The organism is Bifidobacterium colobi, from assembly GCF_018555455.1.
Taxonomy (GTDB): Bacteria; Actinomycetota; Actinomycetes; order Actinomycetales; family Bifidobacteriaceae; genus Bifidobacterium; species Bifidobacterium colobi.
In genome coordinates, this window is sequence record NZ_JAFEJU010000002.1 from 392,765 (window position 1) to 403,928 (window position 11,164).

The 11,164-nt window shown below is 58.3% G+C and carries 8 protein-coding genes; 7 read left to right on the forward strand and 1 reads right to left on the reverse strand.

Annotated features, from left to right (window positions below; translation table 11 throughout):
- The first annotated feature begins 71 nt into the window (after positions 1-71).
- Positions 72-1,181 (forward strand): zinc-dependent alcohol dehydrogenase family protein, encoded by a 1,110-nt coding sequence (locus JS530_RS03840; protein WP_214375875.1) that lies wholly within the window; start codon positions 72-74, stop codon positions 1,179-1,181.
- A gap of 85 nt (positions 1,182-1,266) precedes the next feature.
- On the opposite strand, the gene JS530_RS03845 is transcribed toward JS530_RS03840, so the two are convergent.
- Positions 1,267-2,472, reverse strand: a complete 1,206-nt coding sequence (locus tag JS530_RS03845; RefSeq protein ID WP_214375876.1) for a DUF6591 domain-containing protein — start codon at positions 2,470-2,472, stop codon at positions 1,267-1,269.
- A gap of 172 nt (positions 2,473-2,644) precedes the next feature.
- On the opposite strand from JS530_RS03845, the gene JS530_RS03850 reads away from it, so the two are divergent.
- The 6 genes from JS530_RS03850 (at position 2,645) to JS530_RS03875 (ending at position 11,052) form a co-directional block, all read left to right on the forward strand.
- Positions 2,645-3,094, forward strand: coding sequence for a helix-turn-helix domain-containing protein (locus JS530_RS03850; RefSeq protein ID WP_214375877.1), 450 nt, complete (start codon positions 2,645-2,647; stop codon positions 3,092-3,094).
- 99 nt (positions 3,095-3,193) lie between these two features.
- Positions 3,194-4,852 carry a serine/threonine protein kinase gene (locus JS530_RS03855; protein ID WP_240541079.1) on the forward strand — a complete coding sequence of 553 codons (1,659 nt, stop codon included), beginning with the start codon at positions 3,194-3,196 and terminating at the stop codon, positions 4,850-4,852.
- Positions 4,853-4,877: 25 nt separating this feature from the next.
- On the forward strand, positions 4,878-7,538 hold the full coding sequence (locus tag JS530_RS03860; RefSeq protein ID WP_214375878.1) for an excinuclease ABC subunit UvrA: 2,661 nt from the start codon (positions 4,878-4,880) through the stop codon (positions 7,536-7,538).
- Between the two features lie 59 nt (positions 7,539-7,597).
- Entirely contained in the window at positions 7,598-8,917 is a 1,320-nt protein-coding gene (locus tag JS530_RS03865) for an MATE family efflux transporter (RefSeq protein WP_217625438.1), read from the forward strand.
- A gap of 28 nt (positions 8,918-8,945) precedes the next feature.
- Positions 8,946-9,968, forward strand: a complete 1,023-nt coding sequence (locus JS530_RS03870) for an AEC family transporter (protein ID WP_214375880.1) — start codon at positions 8,946-8,948, stop codon at positions 9,966-9,968.
- A gap of 73 nt (positions 9,969-10,041) precedes the next feature.
- On the forward strand, positions 10,042-11,052 hold the full coding sequence (locus JS530_RS03875) for a LacI family DNA-binding transcriptional regulator (protein ID WP_214375881.1): 1,011 nt from the start codon (positions 10,042-10,044) through the stop codon (positions 11,050-11,052).
- The last annotated feature ends 112 nt before the right edge of the window (positions 11,053-11,164 follow it).

The following is an 11,164-nucleotide window of genomic DNA, read 5'->3' on the forward strand; positions in this document are numbered from 1 at the left end:
TATGGGTATTGGATATTGCTACCGAATAGTTGTTCAATAGGAACCATCGTTGATGATGATAAGGAGCAACAATGAGCGAAACCATGAAGGCGGCAATTTTCGTGAAGCCAGGCCAGATGGCTGTGGAAGAAGTGCCTAAGGCACGCATCGAGCAGGATGACGATGCACTGGTGCGCGTAGTACGCGCTTGCGTCTGCGGTTCTGATCTGTGGTACTTCCGTGGGCTGAGCCCGCATCCTGAGCATGCACAAATCGGTCATGAGTCGATTGGCGTAGTCGAAGAGGTCGGTTCCGCGGTCACCTCCGTACAGCCGGGAGATTTCGTGGTGCTGCCGTTCCCATATAGCTGCGGCAAGTGCCCGGTGTGCAAGGCCGGTTTCGAGTCCGTGTGCCCTCACGGTGGCTACTTTGGTGCCAGCCAAGCCGAATATGTGCGTGTGCCGGAAGCCGATGGCACTGTGGTCAAGGTGCCTGGCTCGCCTGAGGATTATGATGACGCCACGCTCGCCTCACTGCTTACTATCGCCGATGTAATGTCCACTGGCTACCATGCCGCGGTTTCCGCCGAAGTCAAGCCAGGGGATACCGCTGTGGTGATGGGCGATGGCGCAGTGGGTCTGTGCGGTGTGCTGTCCGCGCATATGCTCGGTGCCAAGCGTATTATCGCGATGAGCCGCCATGAGGATCGCGCCGCGGTTGCCCGCGAGTTCGGTGCCACGGATATCGTGGCGGAACGCGATCAGGCTGCCATCGATAAGGTTCTGGAAATGACTGGCGGTTACGGTGCGGACGCCGTGCTCGAATGCGTGGGCTCTAAGCAGTCCTTCGATACGGCCATCGGACTCATTCGCCGTGGCGGCGTAATCGGCCGTGTTGGTCTGCCACATGATGTGGAGATTAGCGCCGAGGGCACGTTCTACGGCAACATCGGCATTAAGGGCGGCCCAGCTCCCGTGCGTCATTATGATTTGCAGTCCGGCCTGCTGGACGCGGTGGTGAAGGGCGAAATCAATCCTGGTCGTGTGTTTACCGCCGAATTCGATCTTGATCATATTCAGCAGGCTTATGAAGCCATGGATCAGCGCAAGGTCATCAAGTCGCTGATTCGCTTCTGGAAACACCACCATACAACACCACCATACGGGTGTGCGGCAAGGGTTTATCCCATAAGGAATAAGTAAAGGTTCCTGTGACGGACTATCACAGGAACCTTTACTTTATACGTCAGACTTCCATTCAGGTCATTGACTGTATGATGAGGCAACGCTACTGAACGGTGCTGAGCTTCTCATTGACTCGAGTTTGCACTTCGATGTAGTACTGCAGCTCCTCGTCGGTCAAGGAGCCATCGTTCAGCGCATCGAACTTCTGCATCGTATCGTTGTACTGCTTCATCCACTTGGTGTAATCCACCAGCATGGATACCGGCTTGCCTTCGGAGTTGTACTTGTTCATGAAGTCAACGTAGTCGTTCATGGTCTTCTCGTAGCTGTCCATTGCGGCTTTGAAGTCGCTGTCGGACGTGCCGGTGGACGCATTGGAGTCCGTGCTCGTGGAGGAATCCGTCGAGGAGCCATCCGAGGAATTCGAATCCGTGTTGGCGGAGTCATCGGTCGAAGAGTCCGAAGAGGAATCTTGAGGCGGGTAGATGGACACGTCCATCACATTGGTGTTGTACTCGTTTACCGAGGCATGCACACGGTAGCCGGCTTCGTTCTTCGCGGTGAAGGCGTCCTCACTCTTGGAATATTCGACGGTAAAGCCCTTCTCTTGCAGTGACTTCACGTATGCCTCGTACTGTGCGGCATCGGTATCGCATACGGAAATGGAGAACAGGCTGGAGCTTTCGGTGTTGATCTTCCCCTTGGTGGCCTGCGGCTGTGGCAGCTGAGCGACCAGATCGGAGGACGGCCAGCTGTATGCCTCGCATGTTACCTTCATGGATTCCTTGAATGCTGCGTCATCAGCCTCGCTCTTCGCTCCGGCGCGCACCACGCCAATGCTGCCGACAATCAATCCGACTACGGCAAGGCCGACCGCAACCCAGGCAAGCACACGGCCCTGCACTTTGCCATCCTTGCGAGTGACATACAGGGAGAAGCCGGAGAGCAATACTGGCAGTACGGCGAAGAACACCAGCATGCCCCAGGAGTTCAGGCCGATAACGGTGGTTAGCAGGAACAGCACATCCACGATAATGGCGAAAATCGCCAACTTCGAGGTTTTTTTATGCGCTTGCGGCTGCTGGACAGGTGCAGGACCGTTCGTGGGAACACCGGGGCCGCCGGCTGGCACGCCCGCAGAGTCACCGGCTGTTGCATTCGGGTACACGATTGGTGTGGTGACCGGGCTCGGCTGCGCACTCGGCTGTGCGCCAGCCTGTCCATTCAGCTGCACAATGGGCTGCGTACTCGGCTGCTGTGCCGGAGTTGTTGGCATCGGCGTGGTCGGCTGATCGGATTGATTGGTCATCGTTCTTCTCTCCTTTCCAATCAAAACCCACTTATCTCGTAGGAGATTCTTGCGCGGAAGCAAGCATTATTCCTCAGTTCGGCACTGAATAATTCAGTTGTCAACTGAATTTCCGATAATTAGGCCGGCCGATGCCCTTGTTCGACTGCAAGACGGCGGTATAAAGGGAATCATGAGAACGAATGGCACGTCAGGCGAGAAAATCCTGACCGAAGAACTATTGGATCGTCTCCTCGCCAGCGACAGCATTGACACCTATCTGAGCGAGGAGAAGGTCAAGGACCGCGAATTGGTGGACTACCTCCAGTTTCTGCTGAATCGTCACGGCCTGAAACGCGCTGAAGTAGCACGGTCATCCGGTTTGAACGCCGCCGTGGTGTATGACATTTTCGCCGGCAAAAGCAAGCCCGGGCGCGATCATGCCATCATGCTGGCATTCGGGCTCAACTGCGATGTGCGCGAAACCCAGCGTGTGCTGCGCTTCGCCGGCGTATCTGAACTATGGTGCCGTCAGCGGCGTGATGCCATCATCATCTGGTGCATACAACAAGGATTCGATCGCGTCGCCACGGATGATGAACTGCACCGGTTCGGCGAGCCGACCCTGCTGAGTGTGGACTAGCATAGAGGAAAGCATGCGAGGTGTCCGCAACCTCGCGGCAGGAGCGGCGGCATGCCAGCGAATACTGGAACATGGTGACATGGGGGAGAGGAAACCATCATGGATGATATGCAAACGATGCATGCCATGATGCTTGACGACGCCTACCATGTGGAACGCGTGCTGGCCAGCGGTCCATACGGCGTCACCGAGCTGGTGACTCTTGACGGCACCGGGCCGTTCGTGCGCAAGAAGATTCCGCTGCCATTCGCACGTCGCCGCCTATGGTCCGCCATCGCCGAATGCCATTCTCCCCGACTGCCGCATATCGAAGCCACATACGAACTGCCGGACTGGTTCGTAGTGGTTTACGACTACGTGCAAGGCATCACATTGGAACAATACATGGCTGAGCGTGGGCGGCTCTCCGCCACTGCAGCCAGCCGTATTGCCGGCGAACTGTGCGAAGCGGTCGGCGAATTGCACCGCAGCGGCATTGTTCACCGAGATATCACCCCGGCGAATATCATCATGGCATCCGACGGCGTGCACGTGATTGATTTCGGCATCGCGCGCGAACATCAGGGCACTGATGGTACTGCCCAGCGTACGCATGATACGACCACGCTTGGCACTTGGGGGTATGCGGCACCGGAACAGTACGGTTTTGCGGCCACCGATGCGCGCAGCGATGTGTATGCCATCGGTTGTGTATTGGGATTTCTACTCACCGGCGTGCAGCCGTCGGACAAGGCGCACTATGAGCGACTGCTGACGGATGCCGATGTGGTCGAGCCCAGGATGCGTGCGATTGTCGAGCAGGCGTGCGCATTCGAACCCAGCGCCAGGCCGCGGGATGCGGCGGCATTGCATCAGCTGCTCAGTTCCGCGGATACTGTGCTGCCGGGCGCTGCAACTGGCACATATGGCAACGGAAGTAGATCGGGCGCGGAAGCCGGCGGTTCAGTGCAACGCAAGCGCTCGCGGCTGATGATGTGGATTGCTGCGGTGCTGGCAATAGTGCTTCTGATTGCCGGCGGCATTGGCGGCTATGTGCTCTGGCAGCATCACAAAAACGCCGCGGTTTCGTCAACGGATTCGAGCGCGCAGTCGACGGAGAACGGTACCAATGATGGCACAGGGCAGAATGATTCTTCCTCGGGCGCTTCGCGCGCCGACGGCGGCAACGATACGGTACAGCACAATCCTCTGGAACTGTCCGAGTCCGGCTGGTCGGCACCCAACGGATACGTGGAATATGCGGTTGCGCTGCGCAATACTGATACGGAACATGCCATACAGTTCCCGCGGGTTACCATCACCGGCAAAAGCGCCGATGGTTCGGTGATGTTCTCGGACACACAGGTGTTCGCCATCGTCTATGCCGGGGAGACCGCGTATTTTGCCGGGCAGTCCGGTGACGGCGAGAAACCGGCGAGTGTGGAATTCACCGTTGAGAAGCCGTCTACGGATGATCTGCTGGATACCGGAGGCGCGGAGTCGTTTACTGTTCGCAATACCAAGAAGCGCAATGTTGATTTTGGCGGCACGACATTCAGCGGGGAAGTGATGAGCGAACACGATGACGACAACGGTAAGGGCGTGTACACCGAAGACATCAACGTGACGCTGGTACTGCGCGACAAGCAAGGGCGGATTGTGTATGGACGCAACACCAGCGTTCCCAAACCCGCCAAGGGAAGCGCAAAGGCGTTTTCCATCGAAACCTATGACCTGCCGGCTTATGCGTCATATGACCTGTACGCGCATGTATACTAAAGCCTTGCATGGGGGAAGGGCAAACATGACACAGGAGCGGCAGCAGAAGCCAACGGCAATCGAAATACGCGGCGCTCGCGTGCATAACCTCAAGAACATCGATGTCAATGTGCCACTGGGCGAATTGGTCGGCATCGCCGGCGTATCCGGCTCAGGCAAAAGCTCCCTGGCCTTAGGCGTGCTGTACGCGGAAGGCTCCCGGCGATACCTGGAAGCCCTATCCACCTATACGCGCCGGCGACTGACCCAGGCATCCCGCGCCCAAGTGGATGAAGTACTGCACGTGCCCGCCGCACTGGCCCTGCACCAGAGGCCGGCAGTCCCCGGTATTCGCTCCACGTTCGGCACGATGACCGAACTGCTCAACAGCCTGCGCCTACTCTTCTCCCGTTGCGCCTCGCACGTCTGCCCGTATTGCGGCGCCCGCCAACAGCCCACGCTGAACGTTGCCGCCGAACTGCCAATCACCTGCGCCAGCTGTGGCAAAACTTTCCACGCGCCGGGCGCGGAATCATTGGCATTCAATTCGGCCGGCGCCTGCCCGACCTGTTCCGGCACCGGCATTGTGCGCGAAGTCAATCGCGCGGCATTGGTACCGGATGAGTCGAAAAGCATCGATGACGGCGCAGTACTGCCATGGGGATCCCTGATGTGGGATCTGATGAAGCAGGTGTGCGGAGCGATGGGCGTGCGCACCAACGTGCCGTTCAAGGAACTGACGCCGGAAGAGCGGGATATCGTGTTCAATGGTCCGGCAGTCAAAAAGCATATTCTGTACCGGCCAAAGAAAGGCGACGATTTCGCCGAACTGGACTTCACCTACTACAACGCGGTGTACACGGTTCAGAATGCGCTCGCCAAAGCCAAGGACGAGCAAGGATTGAAGCGTGTGGCTCGTTTCCTCGAGGAAAAGCCATGCCATGACTGCGGCGGTACCAGACTGAGTGCTGCCGCTCGCGCACCTGAGATTTGTGGTATCAATCTGGCGCAAGCCGCTGCCAAGACCTTGGATGATGCAGTCGCTTGGGTGAAGAGCGTGCCGGAATCCTTGCCTGTTGACATGCGTCCGATGGCCACGAACATCTGCGAATCCTTCCTCGACGTGGCGAAACGATTGCTTGAACTCGGCCTCGGCTATCTTGCGTTGGATCGCGCTGGCTCCACATTGTCCACCGGCGAACGGCAGCGTGTGCAATTGGCGCGAGCCGTACGCAATCGCACCACTGGCGTGCTTTATGTGCTCGACGAACCCTCCATCGGTCTGCATCCGGCGAATGTGGACGGTCTGATTGGTGTCATGCATGATCTGGTTGAGGACGGCAATTCCGTGGTCGTAGTCGACCATGATGTGCGCGTGCTCAAAGCCGCCGACCATCTCATCGAAATGGGGCCTGTCGCCGGTGCCGACGGCGGTCATGTGATTGCGCAAGGCACGATTGAGCAGGTCGCGCACAGTGCGAGCAGTCGTATCGCACCGTTCTTGGCGGCAGATGGACAGCAGCGGATTCGTGCGCGAATCACTGAATCCATGTTCGCCAATGGTCGCATTCATATGGAAACCGGCCCATTGCACACGGTCAAGCCGCTGACCGTGGATATTCCGCGCGGACGATTAGTGGCCATCACCGGCGTCTCCGGATCCGGCAAAACCACAATGGTATTGGAGTCGCTGATTCCAGCATTGCAAGCCGTATCCGCCGGTGAAGCATTGCCGGCGCATGTGCGCGCTCTCCAGGCGGATGGCATAACCCGTGCGAACCTGATTGATGCCACGCCCATCGGAGCCAACGTACGCTCCACTGTGGCCACCTATGCAGGCATCCATGATGAGCTCCGTCGTGCCTTCGCGCGCTGTGAGGAAGCCAAAGCAGCAGGTTACAAAGCAGGCGACTTCTCCTATAACACCGGCCGACTACGTTGCCCCACCTGCGATGGCACCGGGGCAATATCACTTGATGTGCAGTTCCTGCCAGACGTGACCATCGCATGCCCCGACTGCCAAGGTTCGCGGTATGCGCCGGAAGCCGAGTGCATCCACCGGCCAGTCGCTGTGCCGAAAGCAACAACCGGACGGAAGCACGCGGACGGTACTACGGCGGAGGATAATCGCAATGATTCAGCCGCGGATGTGCACAATGCGCCGCATTCGCTGACATTGCCACAGCTAATGGCCATGAGCGTGGACGAAGCCTTGGCTGTAACCGCTGACATGCGCAAAGTGCATGCCCGCCTGACTACGTTGCATGATCTCGGCCTTGGCTACCTCACTTTGGGCGAGCCGACACCAGCCTTGTCTGGCGGCGAGGCGCAACGATTGAAACTCGCCAGCGAAATGGGTCGTGCGCAATCCGATGCCGTGTTCGTGTTCGACGAGCCGACCATCGGCTTGCATCCGCTGGATGTCGAAGTGCTGCTCGGCGTATTCGACCGGTTGGTGGCAAGCGGCGCCACGGTGGTCGTCATCGAACATGATCTGGACGTCATCGCCAATGCCGACTGGGTGATTGACCTGGGGCCAGGCGGCGGTGAAGCCGGCGGACGCATCGTAGCCGCCGGTACTCCGGAACAAATCGCAGCCGATTCGGCAAGCGTTACCGGCCACTATCTCAACGTGCGCTGGGGTGCAACATGTGCCTCGCATGGCGGGCGGATAAGCGAGCTTAGGCGCGGCAGGGGAGTAGGATAACCGGCGTGAATCAGGTACATGGCATCAAACGCGCAAGTGCGGACGCAAAGTACCATCAGATGACCGAACAGCCGATTCCCTCGCTGATTCTGACGCTGAGCGTGCCGGCGGTCGTCTCCAACCTGGTGACTACCGCCTACAATCTGACCGATACATTCTTCATCGGTCAGCTGGGCACCTCACAGTCGGGCGCGATTGGCATAGCCTTCTCCATCATGACCGTGCTGCAGGCGCTGGGTTTCTTCTGCGGCCAAGGTGCCGGCAATTCGCTCAGCCGCGAGCTCGGCAAACGCGACATCGACCGCGCGTCCAAACTGCTGGCCATTGGATTTGTAGCGGCGTTCAGCTTCGGTCTGCTTGTGGCCATCATCTGCCTCGCCACTTTGCGGCCACTGGTCATGCTGCTGGGGTCTACTACCACCATTGCGCCGTACGCCGTGCAATACCTGACACCGATTCTGGTGGCCGCGCCCTGCGTGTGCGGGTCGTTCGCGCTGAATGGACTGCTGCGCTACCAAGGGCAGTCCGCCTACGGCATGATCGGGCTGGTCACCGGTTCACTGCTGAACTTCCTGCTTGCGCCATTGTTCATTTTCGTGCTCGATATGGGCATTTTTGGTGCCGGTCTCGCCACCGGCATCTGCCAGACGGTGAGCTTCGTAATCCTGGTGGTGATGAGCGCGAAATTCGGCGTGCTGAAGCTTTCGCTGCGCAACTTCAAGCCGGATCCGTTGCTGTTGCGTGAGATTTTGGGCGGTGGTCTGCCCTCGCTGATTCGCCAAAGCGCAGGTTCGATAGCCACCACGTGCGTGAACATCGCGGCCAATCCGTTCGGCGACGCGGCCATCGCCGGCATGGCCATCGTGATGCGCATTATGCTCGGCGTCAATTCGGTGATCGTTGGCCTCGGCCAAGGATTCCAGCCGGTATGCGGCTACAACTATGGTGCCGGCAAGTTCGCGCGCGTGCGCGAAGGCTTCTGGTTCTGCGTCAAGCTCTCGACCGTAGTGCTGGTGGTGTTGGGCGCGCTGATTTGGGTGACTGCGCCGCAACTGGTGGAGATTTTCCGCTCCGATCCGGCCGTGGTGGCGGTAGGTGTTGCCGCACTGCACTTCCAATGCCTATCGGTGGCGCTGAACGGCGTGAACATGATGGGCAATATGATCAGCCAGACATTGGGCAAAACCGGCATCGCCTCATTCCTGGCAGTCTGCCGCACCGGCTTGTATCTGGCGCCGGTCGTACTGATTCTGCCGTATTTCATGGGCATCACAGGAGTGGAAGTGGCGCAAACGGTCTCCGATGTGCTGACGTTCATCACCACCGTGCCGTTCATGAGGTATATTCTGCGGCGGTTCCTCGCACAGAATCGCGGCTAACGGTATTTGCGGGGTAGGAGAGAGCGGAATGGGACAATTTGGCGTAATGATCGGCCAGCTGGTCGGTTTCTTCATCATGCTGATGGTGGGCTACGGCTGCGTACGCCTGCGCTTCTACGGCAAGGTTGCGTTGGACGGCATGTGTTCGCTGCTGCTCAACGTGCTGATTCCAGTGCTGGTGTTCTCCAATGCGGTGGACGGCACCGACCGCTCGCATCTGGAGGCCAACTGGGGTGTGATGCTGCTTACTGCAGTCATGTATGGACTGTTGGTTCTCGTATTCTGGGCGCTGGCTCACGTGCTGCGGCTGCGTGGCTCCAGAAGTCATATTTTCCAAGCATCCTTGATTTTCGGTAACGCCGGATTCATTGGCATTCCGCTGATTATGGCACTGTTTCCCAAGGAAGGCGCGATTTACGTGGCGCTGATGTCCGTTGTGGATCAGGCGCTGCTGTGGACATATGGTGTCTGGCTATGCGAGCCGGTGCGGGAGCAGGCTGACGGCGATGCGGCGGAGCTTGCAGCGGCGGGTGCATCATATGGCAAGGCGCGCCCCGCTATCGGCTCGCGGGTGATTGCTCTGTTGCGTCGATTCGTGAACCCTGCGTTCATCGGTGTGATGATTGCGCTCGCACTGATTCTGTTGGGTGCCAGAGTGCCGGATATCATCTTGAAACCGCTGCATACCATCGGCAATATGGCGACTCCAATGTCGCTGATTTACTTGGGCGGTCTATTCGCCTTGACCCGCTGGTGGAAGGTGCTGAAACGCTACGAACTCTATGTGGGTCTTGTAGCGAAGATGATCGCATTCCCGCTGGCCTTCTATGCGCTGCTCACCGCTGTTGTGGCTGCACTGCCGTTCGCCGTACCGATCACGCATGACATGATGCTGATGATCACCGTGATCGCTGGCCTGCCGACCATGACGACCATCGCCATGTTTACCGGCCGCAAGGATAATATGCCCGAATATGCGGTGGGATTCGTGCTGGTGAGCACATTGTTCTCCCTGTGCTCGCTGGCAGTGGTATCCGCCATCGTGTTCTGAAGTTGTCATTTTCGCCGGTGCGCGCCTAGACTAATAGAAACGTTTCGATTGGCTATCGATGAAGGGACATACCATGGCGGGCATCAAGGATGTTGCCGCGCTGGCAGGCGTTTCGATCAGCACGGTGTCGTATGTGATGAGTGGCAAACGCTCGATTGGCGAAGCCACCAAGAAGAGGGTGCTTGAGGCCGCCCGTCAACTTGGCTACATGCCGAACGCACAGGCGCGGTTCCTGCGCGGAGAGCCCACCAAAGTGCTGGCGTTGAGCTCGCCGCTGCACGAATACACGGACTACTCCAACTACGCGGTGTTCTTCTTCTCGCTGGCCATGCGCGCCAAGCGCTACGGTTATGACATTCTGCTGCTGATGCATGAATACGGGGATCAGGAGCTGACCCGCGTTGCCTCCAGCGGCATGGTCGATGGCATTCTGCTGCTCGACGTGGCGATGTGCGATGCGCGCGCCGATGTGGCCAAAACCTTGAACCTGCCGGTGGTGGCTGTGGGATATCCCAGTAATTCCGATGGCATTTACTCGGTGGATTTGGACTTTGAACGCATGGGCCGCGAGGCCATGGAACGCGCGTATGCCCTGGGACATCGGCATGTGCTGATTGTTGGCACGGAAGGCACTGCATATGATGACGGCTCGAACTATCTGGTGCGATTCCGCGACACCGCCACCAAAAAAGGCGACGATCTGGGCGTATCGGTGCTGTTCAAACCCTCCACAGGCTATAGCCGCGATGATGTGAATCTGATGCTGGATGAGGCATTATCCGAAGAACCGGGGATTTCGCTGATCATATGCCAAACCAATGCCGTGCACATCACCAATCTGCTGGCGGCATTGCAAGCCCGTGGGCTTAAGGTTCCTGAGGATGTTTCCGTTCTGGCCGCATGCACCTATGGGCTGGGTTCATTGCCCAGACGTGTTGACGAAATGCCAATGATGCCGAAAGAGACTTGCTCTCGCGCGGTGGACCTCATGATGGAAGTGCTGCAAAGCAAACGCAACGATGTGGGGCATGTGGAACTACTTCCCTCCCGCTATCAGGCTCGCGGCACGGTGGCGGCGCACTGATCGGCGGGAACACAATGTGATTGTCGTCGCGCAGGGCGCTAGGGGTATGCGCATTTGGCGTTGTGCCGTGCTACGATGTGCACCGTTGTTAGGCGTTGATCCGTTATCAGCG

Bases quoted from the DNA above. Each gene is read 5' to 3' on its own strand.
- JS530_RS03840 (WP_214375875.1), top strand. From the start codon at position 72: ATGAGCGAAACCATGAAGGCGGCAATTTTCGTGAAGCCAGGCCAGATG.
- JS530_RS03845 (WP_214375876.1), bottom strand. From the start codon at position 2,472: ATGACCAATCAATCCGATCAGCCGACCACGCCGATGCCAACAACTCCG.
- JS530_RS03850 (WP_214375877.1), top strand. From the start codon at position 2,645: ATGAGAACGAATGGCACGTCAGGCGAGAAAATCCTGACCGAAGAACTA.
- JS530_RS03855 (WP_240541079.1), top strand. From the start codon at position 3,194: ATGGATGATATGCAAACGATGCATGCCATGATGCTTGACGACGCCTAC.
- JS530_RS03860 (WP_214375878.1), top strand. From the start codon at position 4,878: ATGACACAGGAGCGGCAGCAGAAGCCAACGGCAATCGAAATACGCGGC.
- JS530_RS03865 (WP_217625438.1), top strand. From the start codon at position 7,598: ATGACCGAACAGCCGATTCCCTCGCTGATTCTGACGCTGAGCGTGCCG.
- JS530_RS03870 (WP_214375880.1), top strand. From the start codon at position 8,946: ATGGGACAATTTGGCGTAATGATCGGCCAGCTGGTCGGTTTCTTCATC.
- JS530_RS03875 (WP_214375881.1), top strand. From the start codon at position 10,042: ATGGCGGGCATCAAGGATGTTGCCGCGCTGGCAGGCGTTTCGATCAGC.